Origin of the sequence: Actinoallomurus sp. NPDC050550, from assembly GCF_040655075.1 — a bacterium.
In the GTDB taxonomy this organism is placed as follows: Bacteria; Actinomycetota; Actinomycetes; order Streptosporangiales; family Streptosporangiaceae; genus Actinoallomurus.
In genome coordinates this window covers 341,977-365,438 of sequence record NZ_JBFAJC010000002.1, presented here as the reverse complement: position 1 = coordinate 365,438, position 23,462 = coordinate 341,977, and the positions used below count along the sequence as shown (strand labels likewise).

At 70.3% G+C, this 23,462-nt stretch carries 17 protein-coding genes; 1 reads left to right on the top strand and 16 read right to left on the bottom strand.

Annotated features, from left to right (window positions below):
* Positions 1–29: 29 nt before the first annotated feature.
* The 4 genes from AB0I04_RS03985 to AB0I04_RS03970 all read right to left on the bottom strand — a co-directional run bounded on the left by AB0I04_RS03985 (position 30) and on the right by AB0I04_RS03970 (position 9,342).
* Positions 30–1,619: a substrate-binding domain-containing protein gene (locus AB0I04_RS03985; RefSeq protein WP_360878531.1), complete on the bottom strand. Its 1,590-nt coding sequence runs from the start codon at positions 1,617–1,619 to the stop codon at positions 30–32.
* Positions 1,620–1,872: 253 nt separating this feature from the next.
* The gene (locus AB0I04_RS03980; protein ID WP_360878528.1) at positions 1,873–3,336 is read right to left on the bottom strand and encodes a glutamate synthase subunit beta; all 1,464 of its coding nucleotides are present in this window, start codon (positions 3,334–3,336) and stop codon (positions 1,873–1,875) included.
* Between the two features lie 10 nt (positions 3,337–3,346).
* The gene (gltB, locus tag AB0I04_RS03975) at positions 3,347–7,918 is read right to left on the bottom strand and encodes a glutamate synthase large subunit (RefSeq protein ID WP_360878525.1); all 4,572 of its coding nucleotides are present in this window, start codon (positions 7,916–7,918) and stop codon (positions 3,347–3,349) included.
* Between the two features lie 383 nt (positions 7,919–8,301).
* A complete protein-coding gene (locus AB0I04_RS03970; RefSeq protein ID WP_360878522.1) occupies positions 8,302–9,342 on the bottom strand; it encodes a hypothetical protein in 1,041 nt (346 codons plus the stop codon).
* A 99-nt stretch (positions 9,343–9,441) separates the two neighbouring features.
* Between AB0I04_RS03970 and AB0I04_RS03965 the strand changes: the two genes are divergently transcribed.
* Positions 9,442–10,965, top strand: coding sequence for a bis-aminopropyl spermidine synthase family protein (locus AB0I04_RS03965; protein WP_360878519.1), 1,524 nt, complete (start codon positions 9,442–9,444; stop codon positions 10,963–10,965).
* 22 nt (positions 10,966–10,987) lie between these two features.
* Here AB0I04_RS03965 and AB0I04_RS03960 read toward each other — a convergent pair whose 3' ends face one another.
* The 12 genes from AB0I04_RS03960 to AB0I04_RS03905 all read right to left on the bottom strand — a co-directional run bounded on the left by AB0I04_RS03960 (position 10,988) and on the right by AB0I04_RS03905 (position 23,284).
* Complete coding sequence (locus AB0I04_RS03960) at positions 10,988–11,752, bottom strand: hypothetical protein (protein WP_360878516.1); 765 nt, start codon at positions 11,750–11,752, stop codon at positions 10,988–10,990.
* Positions 11,753–12,230: 478 nt separating this feature from the next.
* Positions 12,231–12,995 (bottom strand): hypothetical protein, encoded by a 765-nt coding sequence (locus tag AB0I04_RS03955; protein ID WP_360878513.1) that lies wholly within the window; start codon positions 12,993–12,995, stop codon positions 12,231–12,233.
* 202 nt (positions 12,996–13,197) lie between these two features.
* A complete protein-coding gene (lgt, locus tag AB0I04_RS03950; RefSeq protein WP_360878511.1) occupies positions 13,198–14,661 on the bottom strand; it encodes a prolipoprotein diacylglyceryl transferase in 1,464 nt (487 codons plus the stop codon).
* Between the two features lie 212 nt (positions 14,662–14,873).
* Positions 14,874–15,707, bottom strand: a complete 834-nt coding sequence (locus tag AB0I04_RS03945) for a thioredoxin domain-containing protein (protein ID WP_360878508.1) — start codon at positions 15,705–15,707, stop codon at positions 14,874–14,876.
* Between the two features lie 23 nt (positions 15,708–15,730).
* Positions 15,731–16,366, bottom strand: coding sequence for a MauE/DoxX family redox-associated membrane protein (locus AB0I04_RS03940; RefSeq protein ID WP_360878505.1), 636 nt, complete (start codon positions 16,364–16,366; stop codon positions 15,731–15,733).
* A gap of 111 nt (positions 16,367–16,477) precedes the next feature.
* On the bottom strand, positions 16,478–17,302 hold the full coding sequence (trpA, locus tag AB0I04_RS03935; RefSeq protein WP_360878825.1) for a tryptophan synthase subunit alpha: 825 nt from the start codon (positions 17,300–17,302) through the stop codon (positions 16,478–16,480).
* 68 nt (positions 17,303–17,370) lie between these two features.
* A complete protein-coding gene (trpB, locus tag AB0I04_RS03930) occupies positions 17,371–18,597 on the bottom strand; it encodes a tryptophan synthase subunit beta (protein WP_360878502.1) in 1,227 nt (408 codons plus the stop codon).
* 109 nt (positions 18,598–18,706) lie between these two features.
* Positions 18,707–19,513: an indole-3-glycerol phosphate synthase TrpC gene (gene trpC / locus AB0I04_RS03925; protein WP_360878499.1), complete on the bottom strand. Its 807-nt coding sequence runs from the start codon at positions 19,511–19,513 to the stop codon at positions 18,707–18,709.
* A 231-nt stretch (positions 19,514–19,744) separates the two neighbouring features.
* Complete coding sequence (locus tag AB0I04_RS03920) at positions 19,745–20,134, bottom strand: DUF2752 domain-containing protein (RefSeq protein ID WP_360878497.1); 390 nt, start codon at positions 20,132–20,134, stop codon at positions 19,745–19,747.
* A 158-nt stretch (positions 20,135–20,292) separates the two neighbouring features.
* Positions 20,293–21,765: an ASCH domain-containing protein gene (locus tag AB0I04_RS03915; RefSeq protein ID WP_360878494.1), complete on the bottom strand. Its 1,473-nt coding sequence runs from the start codon at positions 21,763–21,765 to the stop codon at positions 20,293–20,295.
* Positions 21,765–22,376, bottom strand: coding sequence for an ATP-binding protein (locus tag AB0I04_RS03910; protein ID WP_360878491.1), 612 nt, complete (start codon positions 22,374–22,376; stop codon positions 21,765–21,767). The genes AB0I04_RS03915 and AB0I04_RS03910 overlap by 1 nt, the downstream gene beginning before the upstream one ends.
* Positions 22,373–23,284 (bottom strand): hypothetical protein, encoded by a 912-nt coding sequence (locus tag AB0I04_RS03905; protein ID WP_360878488.1) that lies wholly within the window; start codon positions 23,282–23,284, stop codon positions 22,373–22,375. The genes AB0I04_RS03910 and AB0I04_RS03905 overlap by 4 nt, the downstream gene beginning before the upstream one ends.
* Positions 23,285–23,462: the final 178 nt, after the last annotated feature.

Below are 23,462 nucleotides of genomic sequence, written 5' to 3'. Positions count from 1 at the left end.
CCGTCACAAGAACGGGGGCAACCGGCCGGTCACGGCTGGCAGCGCTTCAGGCCGTCGGGCGAGTAGCACGGCACGTGCCCGAACGCCTTCAGCACGTCCTGGCCGCTGCCTCTGATCATGTAGTTGAGGAAGCTCGATGTCAGGGAGCCGGGAGCCGGCGTGCCGTTGGTGTAGGCGTACTCGATCTCGGTGAAGCGGTAGGTGTCGGCACTGATGGCCGTGGTCGACGGCGCCTGGCCGTCGATGCTCAGCGTGTGCACGTTCCGGGAGGTCTCGGCGGCCCGCAGTTCGCCGTAGCCGATGGCGCCCGGCACCTGGGCGACGGTCGTGAGGACCTCGTCGGTGCTGCCCAGCTCGCAGCGGACGACCTTGTCCTGCGGGGAGTCCTTGTTCACGCAGTCCCGCGAGGTGAAGGCGGGTTCGCCCCGGCCACCGAGGAGACGCCGGCGGAGCAGGTCGCGGGTGCCGGAGTTGGCGTCCCTGCTGACGAGCCGGATGGGCAGGTCAGGGCCGCCGAGCTGTTGCCAGTTGACCACATCGCCCCGGTATATCCGGCGTATCTGGTCGGTCGTCAGGTTCTGGAGGTGGACCTGGTCGTTCACGACGAGGGCGAAGGCGACGACGGCGACCCGGTTCTCGTCCAGCCGGGTGAAGCCGGGCGGCTCGGTGCCGTCCGACATGGCGAGCAGGGCCGGGGAACCGTTCTTGGCCTGGCCGCCCGCCAGTTCCCGTACGCCCTCATTGCTGCCGTGCGCGTCCACGGTGATCTGCGAACCCGGGCATTCCGTCTCGTACCGGCGGGCGAGTTTCTCCGCGGCAGGGGCGAACGCCGTCGAGCCGACCACTCTGAGGTCTCCTTTGCCGCAGCCCATGGTGGCCGAATGTCCGAAGACGACGATGCCCGCCAGGATGAGGAGGCAGAGGGCGAGGACGACGGTGGTCCCCAAGGCGACCTTGCTGAACAGGGGCGGCTTGTCGTCGACCGACATGCTGCGGGTGCGCGCCACCCTGCCGTCCCGGATTCCTCCGCTGACCGTTATCGCGCTGTCGACCGGGCCGCCGCCGAGCAGCACGAGCAGCTTGAAATGCTCTTTTACGTTGAGCGGGACACGGGGCAGATCGATCGTATTGTCATGGAACTGCATCCCGCCCTTGCCCCCGACCGGGTCGAAGTGGCTTCGCAGATGTTTCGCCTTGGGATCCGCGATGACCTCGACGCTCGAGATGGTGCGTCCGCTGAATACGACCTTCAGGCCGTGGTCCTTGTCGGAACTGGTGTAGTCGGTGTCCGCGATGCTGCTCGTGCCGTTGTTCTCGATGCGCAGAAGCACGAGGGTGGGGTTCGGCGTGCCGGGCTGCGTCGTGAAGAGCCCGAGCCGTTTCTTCGGTTGCCCTTCATCGCCGCCGTCGCCGCCGCCACCGTCACCGCCGCTGTCGCCGCCGTCACCGTTGCCGTCGTCGCCGCTGTCGCCGCCGATCGCGGTGTCCATCTGCACGCGGTGGCCGATGCGTTTACCGCGCCGCGTCCGTTGCTGGAAGATTGCGCCGACGGCGGGCGCGATGAGTCCCAGCACCGCGGCGACCACCGCGACGATGTTCTCCGGGCTGAACCAGTTCACGTCCCCGCGCCCCTGCCGATGTCTTCGGAGCACACCGGCCTCGCCACTGCGAAGCACGCCCCGAAAATTGCCCCTTCGACAGGGTATTTGGCGACAGACGGGTTAATTGCCGCCTTAACTTATTGGCCGCGCAACGTTCGCGCGGAGTTGGCCACCGCAAGGACCGCCGAAGCGAATTGCGGCGCGCCGATTTTCGCGGGTGCACACGCGTCCGTGGGGCGTGTCCCGGCCGGGACACGCCCCACAGGACGGCTCAGACCAGCGGGCGGGCGGTCGGCGGGATGGCGACCGGCAGGTGGGAGCGGCCCTGCAGCCACTTGTCGACGGCGGCCGCCGCGGAGCGGCCCTCGGCGATCGCCCAGACGATCAGCGACTGGCCACGGCCCATGTCGCCGGCGACGAACACACCGTCGACGGAGGTGGCGTACGAGGTGTCGCGGGCGACGTTGCCGCGCTGGTCCAGCTCGACGCCGAGCTGCTCGAGCAGGCCCGCGCGCTCCGGACCGACGAAGCCCATCGCCAGGGTGACCAGCTGGGCCGGGATCTCCCGCTCGGTGCCCTCGATCGGCTCGAAGCCGGTCTCCGGGCCCCGTACGTCGACGACGCGCAGCGCCCGGACCCGGCCGTCCTCGTCGCCGAGGAACTCCAGGGTGTTGACCGCGTACGCGCGCTCGCCGCCGAGGTCGACCAGCTCCTCGTGCGCCGACTCCATCTTGAACAGCATGGGGTAGGTCGGCCACGGCTGGCCGCCGGGACGGTTCTCCGGCGGACGCGGCATGATCTCCAGCTGGGTGATCGACAGCGCGCCCTGGCGGACGGCGGTGCCGATGCAGTCCGCGCCGGTGTCGCCGCCGCCGATGACGACGACGTGCTTGCCCTCGGCGGAGATCGGCGACTCGGCGATGTCGCCCTCCTGCACCTTGTTGGAGGGCGGGAGGTACTGCATCGCCTGGTGGATGCCGTCGAGCTCCCGGCCGGGCACCTTCAGGTCGCGCCAGGCGGTCGCGCCGCCGGCGAGGACCACGGCGTCGTACGAAGCGCGCAGATCGTCGGCGGTGACGTCGACGCCGATGTTCGCCGAGGTACGGAACTCGGTGCCCTCGGCGCGCATCTGGTCCAGGCGCCGGTCGAGGTGCTTCTTCTCCATCTTGAACTCGGGGATGCCGTAGCGCAGCAGCCCGCCGGGCCGGTCGGCCCGCTCGTACACGACGACGTCGTGGCCGGCGCGGGTGAGCTGCTGGGCGGCGGCCAGGCCCGCCGGGCCGGAGCCGACGACCGCGACCTTCTTGCCGGTCTTGACGGCCGGCGGCCGCGGCGTGACCCAGCCCTCGGCGAACGCCCGGTCGATGATCTCGACCTCGACCCGCTTGATCGCCACCGGGTCGGAGTTGATGCCCAGGACGCAGGCGGACTCGCACGGTGCCGGGCACAGCCGCCCGGTGAACTCCGGGAAGTTGTTCGTGGCGTGCAGCCGCTCGATCGCGTTCCGCCACTCGTCGCGGTGGACGAGGTCGTTCCACTCGGGGATGAGGTTCCCCAGCGGGCAGCCGTTGTGGCAGAACGGGATCCCGCAGTCCATGCAGCGGGACGCCTGCTTCTCCAGCGAGCCCTTGGGGAAGTTCTCGTACACCTCACGCCAGTCGCGGATCCGAACGTCGACGGGGCGACGCTTCGGGAGCTCCCGCGGATGGGTCATGAAACCCTTCGGGTCAGCCATGTCTCCCCCTTCACCCGTTGACGGCGGCCATGACGGCCTGGTCGGCGTCGCGTCCCTCGGCCTCGGCGGCGGCGCGAGCGGTCAGGACTCTCTTGTAGTCGCGCGGCATGACCTTCGCGAAGCGGCCGACCGCGGCGTCCCAGTCGGCGAGCAGCGCGGCGGCCACCGTCGATCCGGTCTCGGCGCGGTGGCGTTCGACGATGTCCCGCAGGTAGGCGCGGTCGTCTTCGCCGAGCGGGTCGAGGTCGACCATCTCAGAGTTGAGGCGCTCGGGCCGCAGGTCCAGGACGTAGGCGATGCCGCCGGACATGCCGGCCGCGAAGTTGCGTCCGGTCGGGCCGAGGACGACGGCCCGGCCGCCGGTCATGTACTCGCAGCCGTGGTCGCCGACGCCTTCGACCACGGCGGTCGCGCCGGAGTTACGGACGCAGAACCGCTCGCCGACGACGCCGCGGACGAACGCCTCACCGGACGTCGCGCCGTACAGCATGACGTTACCGGCGATGATCTGCTCCTCCGCCTTGAACGGCGCGTCGGCGGGCGGGCGCACGGTGAGGCGCCCGCCGGACAGGCCCTTGCCGACGTAGTCGTTGGCGTCGCCGATCAGCCGCAGGGTGATCCCACGCGGCACGAACGCGCCGAACGAGTTGCCCGCCGACCCGGTGAAGGTGACGTCGATCGTGTCAGCGGGCAGGCCCTCGCCGCCCCACTTCTTGGTCACCTCGTGGCCGAGCATCGTGCCGACCGTGCGGTTGACGTTGCGGATCGGCAGCTCGAGCTTGACCGGGTCGCCGAAGGCGATGGCGCCTTCGGCGAGCTGGATCAGCGTGTTGTCGAGCGCCTTCTCCAGGCCGTGGTCCTGACCGGTGACGCGGCTCAGCGCCGCGCCGTCGGGCAGGTCGGGCCGGTGCAGGATCGGGGCCAGGTCGAGCCCGGCGGCCTTCCAGTGGCCGACGGCCTCGGCGCTGTCGATCATCTCGACGTGCCCGATCGCCTCCTCAATGGACCGGAAGCCGAGCGCGGCGAGGTACTCGCGGACCTCCTCGGCGATGAACTCGAAGAAGTTGACGACGAACTCCGGCTTGCCGCTGAACTTCTTGCGCAGCTCCGGGTTCTGGGTGGCGACGCCCACTGGGCAGGTGTCCAGGTGGCAGACGCGCATCATCACGCAGCCGGAGACGACCAGCGGCGCGGTCGCGAAGCCGTACTCCTCGGCGCCGAGCAGCGCCGCGATGACGACGTCGCGGCCGGTCTTCATCTGCCCGTCGGCCTGCACGACGATGCGGTCGCGCAGGCCGTTGAGCAGCAGCGTCTGCTGGGTCTCGGCCAGGCCGAGCTCCCAGGGCGCGCCGGCGTGCTTGATCGAGGTGAGCGGCGAGGCGCCGGTGCCGCCGTCGTGCCCGGAGATGAGCACGACGTCGGCGTGCGCCTTGGACACGCCCGCGGCGACCGTTCCGACGCCGACCTCGGCGACGAGCTTGACGTGCACGCGCGCCGCCGGGTTGGCGTTCTTCAGGTCGTGGATGAGCTGGGCGAGGTCCTCGATCGAGTAGATGTCGTGGTGCGGCGGCGGCGAGATGAGGCCGACGCCGGGCGTGGAGTGCCGGGTCTTGGCGATCCACGGGTACACCTTGTGGCCGGGCAGCTGCCCGCCCTCGCCGGGCTTGGCGCCCTGCGCCATCTTGATCTGCAGGTCGTCGGCGTTGGTCAGGTACTCCGACGTCACGCCGAACCGGCCCGACGCCACCTGCTTGATCGCCGAGCGGCGCAGGTCACCGTTGGCGTCCGGCGTGAACCGCTCCGGGTCCTCGCCGCCCTCACCGGTGTTGGACTTGGCGCCGAGACGGTTCATCGCGATCGCGAGCGTCTCGTGGGCCTCGGCGGAGATCGAGCCGTACGACATCGCGCCCGTGGAGAACCGCTTGACGATCTCCGAGACGGGCTCGACCTCCTCGACGGGCACCGGAGCGCGTACGCCCTCGCGCAGCTTGAACAGGCCGCGCAGGGTCATCAGCCGCTGCGCCTGCTCGTCGACGAGCTTCGTGTAGTCCTTGAAGATCTCGTACCGGCGGGTGCGGGTGGCGTGCTGGAGCTTGAACACCGTCTCTGGGTTGAACAGGTGCGGCTCGCCCTCGCGCCGCCACTGGTACTCCCCGCCGACCTCGAGGGTGCGGTGCGACAGCTCGTTGCCGCCGGGCGGGTACGCCCGGTGGTGGCGCTGCGCGACCTCCTCGGCGAGCACGTCGTAGCCGACGCCGCCGAGGCGGGAGGTCGTGCCGGTGAAGCACTCGCCGACGACCTCCTCGCCGAGCCCGACCGCCTCGAAGATCTGCGCGCCGGTGTACGAGGCGACCGTGGACACGCCCATCTTGGACATGACCTTCAGGACGCCCTTGCCGTACGCCTTGACCAGGTTGCGGACGGCCTTGGCCGGGTCGCCGGTGAGGACACCGCCGGCGACCAGGTCCTCGACGGTCTCGATGGCGAGGTACGGGTTGACGGCCGACGCGCCGTACCCGATGAGCAGCGCCATGTGGTGGCACTCGCGGGCGTCGGCGGTCTCGACGACCAGCCCGACCCGCGTACGGGTCTTCTCCCGGATCAGGTGGTGGTGCACCGCGCCGGTGAGCAGCAGCGACGGGATCGGCGCCTTCTCGGCGGTAGCCCCGCGGTCGGACAGCACGAGGAGACGGGCGCCGTCGCGGATCGCCGCCGACACCTCGGCGCAGATCTCCCGCAGGCGGCGCCGCAGCGCCTCGCCGCCGCCGGCCACGTCGTACAGGCCGGAGACGACGTACGGCTGGAACTCGGGCCGGTCGCCGTCGTCGTTGATGTGGGTGATCTTGGCGAGTTCCTCGTTGTCGAGGATCGGCGTGGGCAGCACGAGCCGGCGGCAGGAGTCCGGGCCGGGCTCGAGCAGGTTGCCCTCGGGGCCGAGCGTCGACTGCAGGCTGGTGACGAGCTCCTCGCGGATGGCGTCCAGCGGCGGGTTCGTGACCTGCGCGAACAGCTGCTTGAAGTAGTCGAACAGCTGCCGCGGACGGTCCGACAGCGCGGCCAGCGGCGTGTCGGTGCCCATGGATCCGATCGGCTCGGCACCGTTCTTCGCCATCGGCGCCAGGAGGATCTTCAGCTCCTCGTTGGTGTAGCCGAAGATCTGCTGGCCCTTGACCAGCGTCTCGTGCGAGGGCAGGGCGCCCTCGTGCAGCTCCTCGACGACGCGCAGCTCGCGCTCGGGCAGCTCCCCGAAGCGGACGAGGCCGTCGCTCAGCCACTCGGCGTACGGATGCTCGCGGGCGAGCTCCGCCTTGATCTCGTCGTCCTCGACGATGCGGCCCTGGGCGGTGTCGACCAGGAAGATCTTGCCGGGCTGCAGGCGGCCCTTGCGGACCACCTTCGACTGCTCGATGTCCAGCACGCCGGCCTCGCTGGCCAGCACGACGAACCCCTCGTCGGTCACCCAGAACCGGCCCGGACGCAGGCCGTTGCGGTCCAGGACCGCGCCCACGACGGTGCCGTCGGTGAAGGTGACGCTCGCCGGGCCGTCCCAGGCCTCCATCAGCGTGGAGTGGAACTCGTAGAAGGCCCGCCGCTCCGGATCCATCTCGGTGTGGTTCTCCCACGCCTCGGGGATCATCATGAGCACCGAGTGGGGCAGCGACCGGCCGCCGAGGTGGAGCAGCTCCAGGCACTCGTCGAAGGACGCGGTGTCGCTGGCCTCGATGTCGATCACCGGGTAGATCCGGGACAGGTCGCCCGGCAGCAGGTCGGACTTCAGCAGCGCCTCGCGGGCCCGCATCCAGTTCCGGTTGCCCTTGACCGTGTTGATCTCGCCGTTGTGCGCGATGAACCGGTACGGGTGAGCCAGCTCCCACGCCGGGAACGTGTTGGTGGAGAACCGCGAGTGGACCAGCGCGATCGCGGTGTCGTACCGCCGGTCGGACAGGTCCGGGAAGAACGGCTCCAGCTGCGGGGTGGTCAGCATCCCCTTGTAGACGATCGTGCGGCTGGACAGGCTCGGGAAGTACACCCCGGTGTCCTGCTCCATGCGCTCGCGGGCGCAGAACACGATCCGGTCCAGCTCCAGCTCCCGGGCGCCGCCGCGGGCGCTCAGGAACAGCTGGGCGAAGTGCGGCATGACCGCGCGCGCCGTCGGGCCGGAGAAGTTCGCGTCGTGAGGAAGCTCACGCCAGCCGAGGACGGTCAGGCCCTCCTCGTCCGCGATCCGCTCGACGACGGCGACCGCCTCGGCCCGCTCCGCCTCGTCCGTGGGCAGGAACGCGACGCCCGCGGCGTACGCGCCGGGCTCGGGCAGCGCGAAGTCCACGACCTCCCGGAACAGGGCGTCGGGCAGCTGGGTGAGGATTCCGGCACCATCGCCGTCGTCCGGTTCGGCACCCTTGGCGCCGCGGTGATCCAGGTTACGCAGGACGGTCAAGGCCTTCACGACGATGTCGTGACTCTTGCGGCCGTTCAGGTCGGCGACCATGCCGACGCCACAGGCGTCGTGTTCACCTGCGGGGTCGTACAGACCTTGACGCTCTGGGCGTCCCTGGCCCGGAATCATGGCAGCAGGCACCATCAACCCTCCCGTCGTCTCGTTCCGCTCCCCATCAGTTGCAGACTGGGACGACGTTGGCCCGCTGCGGTGACTAGAGATTACAACACTGTCTGATTCATCCCCGACGCGGTGTGATCACGAAACTTGGTGAATCTTCCGCATCTTGTGCGAACCGGGGCTTTCGCCCGGTTGTTCCGTTGATGCGGCTGGATTCCGCCTTGGCGGAGGCGCGAGGGAAGGACAGTCCTGGTGGAGGCGAGACGGAAGCACCGTCTTGGTGCAGGCGAGACGGAAGGACCGTCTTGGTGCAGGCGAGACGGAAGGACCACGCCAAACGGCCCCGTCGTCACCGGATGTTCCCCGGATGTTCGACAGGGCCGCCGCACGGCGTGGTTCCCGGTTGCTCAGCTCCTGACGTTCCTGGTGAACAGGAACGTCTTGGCCGCGCGCTCCACGAGGGACGCCGGAGCGATCGTGTCGGCGCTGGACGCGGTGCCGTCCGCGCCGCCGGCCCAGCCGATCACCACGAAGTGCCCGTACGCTCCGCCGGACGCGCCCGTGTTGCCCTTGCCGAAGCCACTGACCGGCGCGGGCCCCGAGACCGGCAGGAAGAAGCCCTTGTTGCCCGTCTGCGGGTCCATGTCGCCGATCAGGCTGTTCGCGGCGTTGACGTCGCGGAGGTTGAAGATCACCACCTGGCCGACCCAGCGCTGGTCCGACGAGACGTACGCTGCGCGGATCGCCTGCGTGCAGCCGTAGCCCTGCAAGGCCGTCTTCAGCCCGGCGCCCCAGACCGCGCTCCCGCAGTCGGTGTCCAGCCGCCCCGAGCCCTGGAGCTGCATCGTGATGTGCTCGATGTTGTTGGTCTGCGCCTTGGCCTCGGCGTCGCTGAAGACCTCGGTCACGGTCATCGGCTGGGAGTCCGTCGAGCTGGCGTTCAGCTTGTCCCACAGCGACCAGGACTTGGTGGCGTTGTAGTAGGACGGCTTGTACTGGCCGTTCGCGGAGCCCGGCTGGCCGGGCGCCGGCTGGCCGCCCCCGGTCCCCGGCGTCCCGACCGCTGCGGGCGACGTGCCCGTCTTGGTCTTGCCGTCGCCGCCACTCGAGGCGGCGTAGTAGGCGCCGCCGAGCACACCGCCGATCAGGAGGACGGCACCGGCGATCGCCGCGATGACGATGCCGCCGTTGCCCTTCTTCGGCGGCGGTCCCATGGGCGGCTGACCCATCGGGCCCATCGGTCCCATCGGGCCCTGCATCTGCGGCGGCTGCATACCCGGCGGCTGCATGCTCGGCGGCCCCATGGGCACGCCGCCCGCCATCGTCTCCTGGTGCTGCCAGCCGGGACCGGACGGATCGTATCCGCCCGGTGGGGGCGCGCCCCACCCGCCGGACTGGCCTCCGGGGGGCTGCTCGCCGGGGCCGGTGGGCGGGTACGGGTAACTCATATCGTGTTCTCCTCTGATGACCTCGCCTCTTAGAGGGAGAAGCCTAGGGCGTGGTTCCCACCCATTCGGCCGGATTCTGACACGTCTACGCTGGACACCATGTGTCAGGTGCCCGAAGAGGCCGCACGACTTCTGGAAGGCGTGGGCGCCCGCCGCCTCCGTCACGCCCTCGCCCTGCTGATCGGTGCGCGTTCCTGGGACGCCGACGCGCTCGTCCGCGCCACCGCCGCACCCCGACGGGCGATCGACGCGCTGCTGGCCGCGCTCGGCGACGATCTCGACGACGGGCGGATCCGCCGCGACCGGATCGACGCCTACCGGCCCCTGACCGTTCCCCCGCTCCTCGCCGACCCGGTCGCCCACCTGCTTCCCGAGCACGCCGAAGCCGTCGCCGCGATGGACGAGCTCATCGCCGCCGCGCCCCGCGCCCGTACCGCGCTCGACCACGTCGCTGCCACCGCCGAGACCGCCGTACGCCGGGCGCTGCTGCTCGGCGCCCGGTTCTGGCTCGGCTCGGCGCGGCTGCTGTGCGTCGGCGACCACGACCTCACGTCCCTCGCCGTCGCACTCACCCACCCCGGCGTGGAGATCACCGTGGTCGACATCGACGACCGCATCCTGGAGTTCATCGGCGATGAGGCGGCCCGGCGCGGCCTGCCGATCCGCTGCCGGTTCGCCGACCTGAGGCTGGGACTGCCGGCCGGCGCGCGCGAATCGGCCGACCTGGTGTTCACCGACCCGCCGTACACACCGGACGGCGTCGCACTGTTCACCCGGCGCGGCCTGGAAGGGCTGCGCGACCGCGAGACCGGCCGGGTGCTGGTCGCGTACGGCGCCAGCGAGGGCACGCCAGCGCTGGCGCTGAAGGTGCAGGAGGCGCTCGGGCCACTGCACCTGGCGTACGAGGCGATCTGGCCGGACTTCAACCGCTACCACGGGGCGCCGGCGATCGGCTCGGCCAGCGACCTGTACGTCCTGCGGCCCACCAGCCGCACGTGGAAGGCGCTCGGATCGGCCGTCGCGGGGACCCGGATCTACACGCAGGGACCGCAGGCGGTCGAGTCCCCGGACCGGCCCGTCGATCCGGCCGTCGCCGAGCCCGCCGACCTGCTGGTCGGCGACTGGCCGAAGGGCTTCGCGCCCGGCACCCCGCGCGTTCACCTGGCGACGTGGCTGGCCAAGCCCTACGCCGGCCGGGCGGCCGACGTGGTCGTCGCGCTACCGGCGGGGTACAACGCCCTGCTGCCCCGTGTGCTGCTCGCGTCGCGGGCCGAGCGGGTGCGCGTGCTGACGCCTGCGGTCCTCCCCCGGGCGCTGAAGAGCGTGCTCGCGGCGGTGTACCACGTGAAGACCGAACCCGGCGAGATCGTCGCCTCCCGCGTCGCGCCGCCCGGCGGGGCGGGCGCCGTCCTGCGGTACATCCTGGACCGGCCCCACGTGAGAGTCGCCGGCTCCTGGCGTGAGGGGCTCATCCGGCACGCCACCGGCGGCCTGACCAAGAACCAGGCCCGCGCCCGGATCCAGGACGCGGCCCCCTGGCTCGGCGACGCGACGGTGCTGGACCTGCCCGCCCACCGCCTCAGCGACCTGCCCGACGCGGTACGCCGGACGCTCGACCTCTGACCCGCACGGACGGCGGGCGGCGTCAGTTCTTTTGGCTCTGGTCGGCGACGCGCCCGACGATGGCGGGCGGTGGGCCGACCGTGACGAGCAGCGACAGCAGCTTCGGGTCCGTCTCGCTGCCCGATCCGTCCGCGCGCCGCACCCAGGTGATCACCGCGTAGTGGCCCATCGCCACCCCGCGTGCGGTGCTGAAGCCCTGGCCGAACGCCGCCTCGTCGGAGGGCGGCCGCGCGAACCCGCTGCCGGTCCGCGGATCGGCCGCCGTGACCAGTTTGCCGGCGGCCGTGGAGTCGGCCAGGTTGAAGATCGCCACCATGGCCGTGAAGCGCTTGTCCTCGTACACTCCGCGAGCCACCTGGGTGCAGCGCGCCTGCTGCAGCAGGCTGACCAGTGCCTGGCCCCAGACGGTGTCGGCGCACCGGGCGTCCAGCTTGGACGTTGTCAGCTTCAACGACGCCTTCGAGTCCTTATCCGCGATGGTCTTGTTGTCGAAGACCTCGTTCTCGGTGAGCGGACTGGGATCGGCCTTGCGCTGGGCGATGGGGGCGAACACATCGGTGGACGCCGCCGCGGAGTACACCGACGGCGACGGTCCACCGGCCAACGGGCCGCCCGACTGCGGGGCCGAGGGCTTCGAATCGTCGTGGAGCAGCACCACCACGCCGGCGACGGCGATGAGCGCGACGACCAGGACCACTGCGGCCGCGAAGAAATAGGCGGCGGGGGGCAGGGCGCCCGGCCCCTTTTCACCCTGCGCGAGCCGCGCCCGGCCCTTGATCGCGGGCAACCGGAGGGACGGACGTGGTCTCCGCGGTGCCGTCCCGGGATCGCCCTCGGGGTCGGCGCTCGGGTCGTCGGGCGGCGGGCCGCCGTTCCACCCGGCAGGCTGCGGTCCCTCGGAAGGCGCTCCGCCGTTCCACTCCGGGGACGGCTGTCCCTCGGAAGGTCGTCCGTCGTTCCACCCTGGAGCCGGCTGTCCTCCGGCAGGACCTCCGTCGTTCCACCCCGGGGACGGCTGTCCTCCGGCAGGACCTCCGTCGTTCCACCCCGGGGACGGCTGTGCCCCGGGAGGACCTCCGTTCCATCCTTGGGCCGGCTGCCCGCCGGGAGGTCGTCCGGCGTTCCACCCCGGGGGCTGCTGCCCCTTCGGGACCGGCGGGTTGCCGCCGTTCCATCCCGGAGACGGCTGCCCGCCGGGAGGCCGTCCGTCGTTCCACGCGGCAGGCTGCTGCCCGTCCCAGCCCTGGGAGGGGCCGTTGTTCCGGCTATCCACCGGCGAGGACGAGTCGTTCCCAGACGAAGTCGTCGGCCCGTTCGATGGCGATGCTGGCGTTCAGCAGTTCGTTCATCGTCTGCGGCTGTGCGCCGCCGGCCTTCTCCACCCAGCTGATGACCACGAAGTGCCCGAACGGCTGGCTGTAGGCCGCGCTGAAGCCGCCGGTGAAGTTCGTCGCTCCCTTGACCGTGAGCGGCGAGACGAAGCCCGCACTGCTGCCCGGGTCGAGGTCACGGATGATCTGCGAGGCGCCGTCGAGGGTCTCGAGGTTCAGGGCGATGAACTGGCCGACGTACTGCTTGTCGTTGCTGACGTACGCGCCGCGAGCGATCTGACTGCACCCGTACTTCTGCAGGTCGGCCTGGAGCTGCTGCCCCCAGGTCACGGTCTTGCAGTCAGCGGCGATGTCGGATCCCGCCAGCGTGAAGGTGTACTTGCCGCTGGTGACGGTCTTGTCGTCGTCGCCGAACACCTCGGCCTTGTTCAGCGGGCGCTTGTCCTTGCTGCGGTCGGACAGCTTCTTCACCTGGGAATTGGGCGGTGTGTTGACGTAGACCTTGGGCAACACCTTCACCGCCGCGGCGGCTTCCGGTTTCTTGTCACCACCGCCGCAGCCGGCGGTGAGGAGCATGGCCACCGCGGTCGCTCCGATGATCAGGAGGTTTCGCTTGGAACCACTGGCCGAGCCTCGCGCGGCGCGACGTCCCCGCGACGCCTGTCCCTGCTCGCCGTCCTCGTAACCCATGTCGCTCACGAGCTGTGAGCTTAGCGAACCTCCAGCGACGAGATGTCCATATCGCCGCTCTGCCCCTTTTTGTCCCGCTATTTGTGGCGCACCCCACGGACCGCCGAACGCCTCTCCCGCCCGGCGGAAACGCCCGGCCCGACGGCCGGGCGCAGGTCTAGGACGCGCCGGCCCCGCCACGAATGACGGGGCTCGCGCGCAAGATCATTGGTCAGGCGCCGCGGCCCGCCGACGACCGGTCCGTCTTTCCCGCCGGAGAGTCCTTCTCGTCGTCCGTGGTGGAGACCTCGGACTCGGCGGCCGCGTCGCTCTCCGAGCGGCTCTCCTCGCCGTTCGGCGCGTCGCCGGCGGCCTGAGAGTCGGTGGTCTCGGTGCCGTCCTCCGTCTCGTCGCCGGGGGCGGCCGCAGCGTCGTCGTCCGCGGGCTCCGCCTCGTCCGCCTCGGAGCGCTCCGGGGCACGCGCATCGCCGGCCTCCGGCTCCTCGGCCGCCTCCGCGGAAGGAGCCTCGGCCGGGTCGTCGGCGCCGTCCTCCGCGACGTCGGTGGCGGACTCGCCGCCCTCCGGGGCGTCGGTGGTGGACTCGCCGTCCTTCGGCTCGGCCGTCTCGATCTCCGTCTTCTCGGCGACCTCTGCGGCTTCCACGGCCTCGGTGGCGTCCTCCGAACCTGCCGCCTCGTCAGGCTCGGCGGGCGCTTCCGCTTCGGTCGGCTCGACGGGCTTCTCGGCGTCCTTCGCCTGGGTCGGCTCCTCCGCCTGCTTCTCCCCCGCCGGCAGGGTCGCGACGGCGGTGTCCGCTGCCACGGCGTCGTCCTCGCGCGTGGGCTCCTCGGCTGCGGACTCCTCCGCCGCCGTACCGAAGGCCCCGGGCGGGTTCTCGGTCTTGTCCCGCTGGAAGTAGATGTAGGCCACCGCGCAGAGGAAGACGATGAGCGCGGTCCAGTCGTTGAGCCGCAGGCCCAGGATGTGGTGGGCGGGGTCGACGCGCAGCCACTCGATCCAGGCCCGGCCCACGGTGTAAGCGGCGACGTACAGGGCGAACGCCCGCCCGTAGACGAGCCGGAAGCGCTTCTCCGCCCAGATGACCAGGACGGCCACCCCGACGCACCAGAGGAACTCGTACAGGAACGTCGGCTGGTACGTCGCGATGTCCGGGGTGTTCGGCGGGCGGTGCGCCGGGTCGATCTTCACGGCCCAGGGAAGCTTCGAGGGCCGGCCGTACAGCTCCTGGTTGAACCAGTTGCCCCAGCGCCCGATCGCCTGGGCCAGGACGATGCCCGGCGCGGCGGCGTCGGCGAAGACGCGCAGGGAGATCCCCCGGCGACGGCAGCCGAGGTAGGCGCCGAACGTGCCGAGGGCGATGGCCCCCCAGATGCCGAGCCCGCCGTTCCAGACCTTGAACGCGTCGATGGGATGGCGACCGTGGCCGAAGTACAGCTGGTGGTCGGTGATGACGTGGTAGAGCCGCCCGCCGATCAGGCCGAACGGGACCGCCCAGACCGCGATGTCGACGACCGTCCCGGACGCGCCGCCGCGGGCCGTCCAGCGCCGCTCCCCCAGCCATACGGCGACGATCACCCCAATGATGATCATCAAGGCGTATCCGCGAAGGGGCAGGGGCCCCAGATGGATGCTGCCCTGCGATGGGCTGGGGATGAAGGCGAGCGGCTGCTGCATGGGATGTGAGATTACCGTCTGGCGGGCATCGGACGGCGCGACGACGGTGAAGATCGGGCGTCGAATGCGCATCGCGGCCCGGGTGAGTCCCCGCAGCATGGCGATGGGGGCACGGCCGATGGCCGTGCCCCCATGTGCTCAGGCGTTCGCGGGTGCCCGCGCCGACCGGGGCACAGCGTCGTGGCCCGGCCGTGCCCCGTCCGGGATCGTCGTTACTTGCTGGACTTGGCCGTCGGGCTGGCCGAAGCACTCGGAGCGGACGTCGGCGCCGTGCTCGGCGTGGCGTCGACCGGCTTGGCGGCCAGGATGGCCTTCTCCAGAGCGGACGGCTTCAGCAGGACGTTGGTCAGGTCCAGGGACTGGCCGTTGAGGAAGACGGTCGGCGTGCCGCTGACCTTGCGGGTCTGCTCGGCGTAGTTCGTCATCGAGTCGATCTGGCTCTGCTTCTGCATGCCCTTGACGCACTGCTCGAACGCCGGGGTGTCGAAGCCGAGGTCCTTGGCCCAGCCCATGAGGTCCTTGTTGGAGAAGCCCGCCGAGCCTTCCGCCGGCTGGTTCTTGTAGATCGTGTCGTGGTACTTGACCCACTTGTCCGCCGGAGCGCACAGGGCGGCGTTGGCGGCCCGCTGGGAGTTGCCGCGGATCGGCTCCTCCCGCTCCTTGAACAGCCAGAACGGGTTGTAGATGACGTTGACCTTGCCCTCGGCCGCGAGGCGCTTGATCGTGTTGCCGCTGGTGCTCTCCATCTCCTTGCAGATGGGGCACTGGAAGTCCTCGAACATCTCCAGCAAGGGCGCCTTGACCCCCGGCTTGCCCATGAGGATCCGGCCGTCGGCCATGCGGCTCGCCGGCGCCAGCGCACCGGTGTACGTGTTCTTGTCCTTCTTGTTCACGACGTACACCGTGACGATCACGGCCAGCGCCACGATCGCGAGGGCGCTGATGGCGATGGTGAGGGCCCGCATCCGCTGTTGCTTCTGCGCCTGACGCTTGCGCTCCTCCGCCAGCCGCTCGCGGGCCGACCGCTGTCGAGCGGCCTTACTCATCTGGTTCTCCTAGTTTGAATATCTCAGGTGGTGTACAGACCGAGCACCCGGTCAAGCGCGAGTTTTCCGCGCGGGAACACCATCAGCCAGGCGGCGAGGGCGAGGAAGCCGAGGTCTCGGAAGACCTCCCTAAGGTAATGGGTCTGGCCCTTGCCCACCGTGCCGCCGCCCCCGAAACAGCCGCAGTTGATCGAAAGTCCACGTGCGGCCACGGAGATGATCCCGGCAATGAAGACAATGAACAGCAGACCCACGCAGATCGCCATGACCCGGGTGGCGAACCCGAGAAGGATCATCGCGGCCAGGACCATCTCCAGCACCGGCAGCCCGAGGGCGACCGGCGTGACCATGCCCTTGGGCAGGATCTGGTACGCCAAGACCGCGGTCTTCTGCAGTGCCGGCGGCTCGCTGAACTTCGCGTACCCGGCGATCCCGAGGATGGCCGCGAGCGCGACGCGCACCACGAGCGTGATCCATCCCTGACGGCGCTGAATGGCCGCCGGAAGGTGGATTCGCCCGATGAGACCGGCCCTGTCCTCGACGGCCTCGGTCTTCTCGATCGTCGAGCCGCGCGTCGCGGACGCCGTCTTCCCGCCCGCGGACGCTCCCCCGGTGGCCTTGGTCCTGCGTCTCGCGGAGTCAGCCTTGGCTTCAGCCACTGTCGTTCCTCACCCTGTCATGATCCGGCGCGCGCCAGCATAGGCGACGAGAATGTAAGGACACCGTCAAGCACGGTAGATCCTGTCACCTTCCCGGCGTGCGCGGGCCCGCTATCGGCGGACGCCGTCGGCGAGTTCGGCGGTGAGCCGGCGTACGGCGTCGATCCCGGCCTCGGGGGACGGCGCGTCGAGCAGCCGGCGGATGAACGCCGAGCCGACGATGACCCCGTCGGCGAAGCCCGCGACCTCGGCGGCCTGCTCGCCGTTGCTGACACCCAGGCCCAGCCCGATCGGCAGCGGCGACCGCTGGGCCATGGCCTTGCGGGTGCGCTCGACCAGGTGCGCGGCGCCGGTGTCGACGGCCGTACGCGCACCCGTCACGCCCATGAGCGAGGCCGCGTACACGAACCCGCGGGACACGCCGGTGATGATCCCGAGGCGCTCGTCGGTGGAGCTGAGGGCGACCAGGAAGACGCGATCGAGGTCGTACGCGTCGGAGGCGGCCAGCCACGGCTCGGCCTCCTCCGGCGTGAGGTCCGGAGTGATCAGGCCGCAACCGCCCGCCGAGGACAGGTCACGGGCGAAGGCCTCGACGCCGTACCGGTCGACTGGGTTCCAGTACGTCATGACGAGCGTGCGCGCCCCGGTGGCGGCAACCGCCTCGACGGTGCGGAACACGTCGGCGACCCGGATGCCGCCGGTCAGCGCCTGGTGGACGGCGTCCTGGATCGTCGGGCCGTCCATGAGCGGGTCGGTGTAGGGCAGGCCGATCTCGATGACGTCACAGCCGGCCTCCACCATGGTCGTGGCGGCGGCGACGGCCCCCTCGTACGAGGGGAACCCGGCGGGCAGGTAGCCGACGAGCGCCGCGCGCCCCTCGCTCTTGGCCTTCTCGAACGCCGTCGCAACGGTGGGTGCGCCGCCGGTCCGCTCCATGGATCCACTCCGCCGATCGTCTCGCGCCTGGCCGGTGAGCGCGTCGCCCTCGGCCACCGGTCCCCCGCTCATCGCGCGGGCCCTTCGCCCTCGACCAGCCCGAACCACTCGGCGGCCGTGTGCATGTCCTTGTCGCCCCGGCCGGAGAGGCAGACCACGATCGTGGCGTCGGGGCCGAGCTCCCGGCCGACGCGCAGCGCGCCGGCCAGGGCGTGCGCGGACTCGATGGCCGGGATGATGCCCTCGGTGCGGCACAGCAGCGCGAACGCTTCCATGGCCTCGGAGTCGGTGACGGCCTGGTAGGTCGCGCGACCGGTGTCTCGCAGCCAGGAGTGCTCGGGGCCGACCCCGGGATAGTCGAGCCCGGCCGACACCGAGTGGGTCTCCAGGGTCTGGCCTTCGTCGTCCTGCAGCAGGTAGGTGCGCATGCCGTGGATGACGCCGACGGACCCGCCGACCAGCGTGGCCGCGTGCTTGCCACTGTCGACCCCGGCGCCGCCGGCCTCGAAGCCGTAAAGCCGGACCTCCTCGTCGGGGACGAACGCGTGGAAGGCGCCGATGGCGTTGGAACCCCCGCCGACGCAGGCCACCACCGCGTCGGGCAGCCGGCCGGTCAGCTCGAGGACCTGCTCGCGGGCCTCCACCCCGATGATCCGCTGGAAGTCGCGGACCATCATCGGGAACGGGTGCGGGCCCATGGTCGAGCCGATGCAGTAATGGGTGTACTCGACGCTCGCCACCCAGTCGCGGAACGCCTCGTTGCAGGCGTCCTTGAGCGTGCGGCTGCCGGTCTTGACCGGGATCACCTCGGCGCCGAGCATCCGCATCCGGGCGACGTTGAGCGCCTGGCGTACGGTGTCGACCTCACCCATGTAGACGACGCACTCCAGGCCGAGCAGGGCCGCCGCGGTCGCCGTCGCGACGCCGTGCTGGCCCGCGCCGGTCTCGGCGATGACCCGGGTCTTGCCCATGCGCCGGGTCAGCAGTGCCTGCCCCAGCACATTGTTGATCTTGTGGGAGCCGGTGTGGTTGAGATCCTCGCGCTTGAGGAGGATCCGCGCCCCGCCGGCCTCCGCGCCGAACCGCTTGGCCTCGGTCAGGAGGCTGGGCCGCCCGGCGTAGGTCTTCAGCAGATGGTCGAGCTCGGCCCGGAACGCCGGGTCGGCGGCGGCCGTCTGGTAGGCGGTGGTCAGCTCGTCGAGCGCCGCCATGAGCGCCTCAGGCGCGAACCGGCCGCCGAAACGACCGAAGTGGCCGGTCAGGTCCGGAAACTCGCGTGCGGCATCGATGGTCATCGCAATGGTCCTGTCGAATGGGTAAGAGGCCGAATCCGGTCAGTCGAGGTACGGATGGCCTCGCCATCGTTCGCGCAGGAGCATGCCCACAGCCTACTGGGTTCGCCGCCTACTTGCCCTGCCGCAACGCAGGGTGCGCTCCGGCCGCGACCAGGTCGGAGACCGCCGAGCGCGGGTCCTTGCCGACGACCAGACTCTCCCCGACCAGGACGGCGTCGGCCCCGGAGGAGGCGTAGGCGAGCAGGTCGTGCGGCCCACGAACACCCGACTCCGCGATCTTCACGATGCCGTCGGGGATCTGCGGGGCGATCCGCGTGAACGTGCTCCGGTCGACGCGCAGCGTGGTCAGGTCCCGGGCGTTGACGCCGATGACCTTGGCCTCCGCGTCGACCGCGCGCGTCATCTCCTCCTCGGTGTGCACCTCGACGAGGGGGGTCAGCCCGATCGACTCGGCCCGCTCGATCAGGGAGACCAGGGCCTCCTGCTCGAGAGCGGCGACGATCAGCAGCACGAGGTCGGCGCCGTACGCCCGCGCCTCCCACAGCTGGTACGAGGAGACGACGAAGTCCTTGCGCAGCACCGGAATGTCGACACGGTTGCGGACCGCGGCCAGGTCGTCGATGCTGCCGCCGAAGCGCCGGCGCTCGGTCAGCACGCTGATCACGGCGGCACCGCCGGCCTCGTAGTCGGCGGCGAGCCCGGCCGGGTCGGCGATCGCGGCGAGCGCCCCCTTGGAGGGACTGCACCGCTTGACCTCGGCGATGACGGAGACGCCCTGCCCGCGGAGTGCGGCGAGGCCGTTGCGCGGTGACGGTGCGTGGCGCGCCATCTCCTTGAGCGCGTCGAGCGACACCGCCTGCTGCCGCTCCGCGAGATCCTCGCGTACCCCGTCCAGGATCTCGTCGAGCACGCTCACTGGCCGCCCACCTTCCTCGCCTCGCTGGTCGGACGCGACGCCGCTGTGCCGGATCGGTCGCTCACATCGCTCACAGGTCCTCCCTGCTGATGATGTTCGCCGCACGCCCGCACCGCACCCGCGCCGAGTCCTGCCTCACAAGCTCGCTCACGGAACACGGTCCCCCTTTGTCGGACGTTCGTGTCTCGATCGTAGCCCGGCCGCCCCGGTCCCCCTTCCGCGGGTACGAGATCACGGCGCAAGGGCACGCCCGGCGGGCAGGTTACGGACGACCCAGAACACGAGCATGACCACCGTGAACCCGATGATCACCGCAGGGTGGAGGATCCTGGAGCGCACCGGCCCGCCCGTACGGGCCGCCCGCGCCCACTTCACCCAGAGGTAAGCCAGGAATGGCAGTGTGACGAAGGCCAGCGGGTTGCGCCCGAACGCCTCGGCGAGGTGACCGTGCCCGATCGCGTGGATCATGCGCAGCGATCCGCAGCCGGGACAGTAGTACCCGGTCACGGCGAGGAACGGGCAGGTCGGATAGTGCCCCGGATGGTTCGGGTCGACCGCCGCGACGTACCCGGCCGCCCCGATCACCGCCGCGAGCACGGCGTACGGCCCCCAACGCCCCATCCGACGGGGCACCACTGCGCTACTCGGCCGATTCCTCCACTGCCCCGCTGTCACGCTCCCAGCGTACGGCCGGCGGCTGACAACCGGCGAGGCCGCGGACGACGGCGGTCCGACAGAGTCCTGTCCGGGCCTCGAAGCTCGCTGCCCGCCGGAGTCGGTCACGCCGGGCGCGGCGGGTCGACCAGCTCGATGCCGATGGCCACCACGCCGAGCGCCTCACGCTCGGGCGGGTAGATCTGGCGGATGTTGGCGAGCTGTTCTTCACGGGCCGCGAGCGGGTTGACCGAGGTGACGGACTCGTGGTCGAACATCTCCTCGAAGGAGCCGTATCTGGCGACGCGGGTGACACGGGTGAGCACCTGGTCGCCTTGGCACCGGAATCGGATCAGCGAGCCTTCCTTGATCTTCTTGCGGCTGGAGTCGTTGACGCGGATCTCGATGGTCTTGCGGCCGGTGGCGATCAGGTCGAAGTAGCGCTTGTATATGCCCATCTCGTGGGCGCGGACAACGGGCTCGGCGGGACGTGCGGTCATCATGCGGCCCAGTTCCTTGACGGTGAACGAGCGGAAGAAGTGCTTAGGGTCGGTGAGCAGTTCGCCGACCAGCCAGACCAGGGCGTCGACGTAGTCGTCGACCGTGCCAGGCCAGGCGGTCGTGTCGAGCATCCACGGCTCGACATCGGCCGGGAGTGCGCCTTTACCCTGCTCTCGCAATAGGGATTTGGACAGTTTCGCCCCGGTGGGTGCGAGAACCTGCGGAGTGAAGATCCGGGACGGCATCTGAGTGGGCGGGGTATCGAGCGCGCCGAGGGCGCCGTCGACGAGTTGGCAGCCGAAGGTCCAGTCCCCGCCTTTCATCATCACGTGCAGGACGTGGGTGTCGCGGCCGAGCGCGCGTTCCTTGACCAGGTTCCGGTACAGGGTGGCGAGGTCGAGGTAGGGCTGATCGTCTTCGGGGTCGATGTGCACCTCGTAGTCGCCATGGTCCAGGCACACCGCGGTTAACGTGGCGCCGTCCTCGTCGAGGTGAGCGAGCTTGGTGCGGTCGGCGCGCTTCTCCGCCCAGCCGCATTCTGGGCAGGGCAGCCGGATGTGGACGGTGCCGTGGGACGGGGCCATCCACCAGCGGATGTCCTCCAGGCGTTCCAGAGTGCGCAAGAACTCCGCCCGGAACCCTGGGGTGGCTTGCTGGTCGGTGTAGGTCTCGACCTCGTAGTCGGTGTCGGTGGCCTCGGACAAGGAGTCGAAGAACGCCCGGTAGTAGCCATCGACGAGCTCGCTGATCTCGTCCTTGCCGAGTGCGTGGTAGTAGGTCTGCTGGTAGGCGTGGTGCGTCTCGGGGTCGAGCACCACGTCGTATGGCGCGTTGTCGAGCGCACCGAACCGTACGCGGGTGTCGATGGAGAACTCCCGGCGTGCGATCTTGGCCAGCAGGAACGCCGCGGTCTGGACGAGGTTGGTGCCCAGGTGCGGCGCGCCGTTGATCTGGGTGCCGACCACGAACTCGATGCGCTGCGGGCGGACGGCGAGTACGCGCGGCCGGAGGAGATCGATGGAACGCAGGAGCGCGTTGGCGAGCACGCTGTTCGGCGAGATCAGCAGCGCGGATTTCCCGTTGCGCGACAAGGACATCACGCTCCTCGGCTCGGTTTGGGCAGGCGAAGGTTGGCGCAGATGAAATCCAGGCGAGCTCCGGCGGAGTCCGGTGCCACGAACACGGGCTCGTAGCCGGCGTCGTAGTAGCCCTGCACGATCAGTTCGTGCACGCGGCGAAGCTCGCGGTCCTTGGCCCAGACGATGTCGTCAGGATCCTCGAACGTGTCGAGCGGGTCGAGCACGAAGACCGCGTCGTACCGGTACAGCCGGGTGGCCTCCTCCAATTGCCGGGTTGGGCGTAGCCCGAAGAACGCCTCCCACCCGTAGCCGTCCGGGATGCCCCGGTTGTAGAGGCGGATGCCGTGCTTGTGGCTGGTGTACTCGGCGATGAACGCATCCAGCACTTCCAGCGAGTACTCGCGGCGGTCCTCGCGACGCAGGTGCCGCCCGAGCCGTTCGCGATGCTTGCGGTAGATCTCCCGGCCTGGTTCCTCGGTCATGCAGGGGATGCCGGCGGAGTGGACGGCGGTGATCAGGTCGTCTTTCCCGGAGGAGGGACCGCCGGTGATGACGTAGCGGCGCGGGTCGCCGTCGGCCGCGGCTTCGAGGGCCGCCGCCAGTGCGGGATTGGTGAATGTGCTCGTCACGAAGGCGATCCGTTCTCCTGCTCGGTGATGCTGTTCGCGGGTTCAGGCTGGGTGAGGAGTCCCTGGACCCAGACGTTGCCCAGCTCGGTCTCGTCATGGAGAGCGGCGACGAACTGCTCGCGACTGGCGCCACCGGTGGCGGCCTCCGTCAGCCGGGACACTTGCGCTTCGGTCAGCATCGGCGTCCAGCCTGCGAGGGCGACCAGTTCATCCACCGACGCCTTGCCTGGGTCGGGGGCGAACGCGGCGATGTAACCGATCGCCTCGGCGCGGGCTGTGGCCCACCGCCAGGCGGCCGTCACCGCAGTACGCATGACGTCGACACGGTCGGTATCCAGGCTGATCAGTCGCTCGACGGCAAGCAGCTCGGCACGGGCTGCGTAGATCGCCGACCACAACCGGCACAGCTGCTCCTCGTGCTCGGCGACCTCCCACGCGAATGGGTCCGCCGGGATCGTCTGCCGGTTGGTGGCCGGTGCCAGTCGGGGGGCGATCATGGGCAGCCGCGTGAACCGGTCGGCGTCGGCCAGCAACTCCCATGCGATCTTCTCGACCAACTTGGGCTCGACCCGCTTACGGAAATGGTGCACCTCGTGCCCGGCCTGCCGGGCGGCCAGCTCCCGGCGCATGGTCAGGTTCTGTCCGGGCTCGGCCGGAGGAAGCCCGAACAGAGCCCGCACCGCAGGGCCGTAGCGGGTATCGGGGAACCGGGCCAGCAGGCCGCGCAGTGTTCCGTCCAGTGCCGTGGTTCGGCTGGCTTCGTCGGCGGGGTCGACCGCCCTGGCCACGATCCCGCGCAGGTCGAGCAGGACTGGATCTGCGATGGCCGGGGTGACCGGCAGCCCGCGACGCAGCAGCCGGTCGACCGCCCCGACCACCTCGATCTCGACTGGGCTTTTTCTGGGCATGAAGCAAGTGAACCACGATGCCCAGGAAATGCCCAGCCCTGTGGTCAGGTGGATCCTCCGAGGTCGGACGCGCTGGGCCGTGGATTACTCAGGTACTTCACCGGCGGTCGGCAGCGGAATCACGTCGGCGTCAACCTGGCCGAAGACGGGCGGTCATCACCAAACGGTCCAGGCCCGG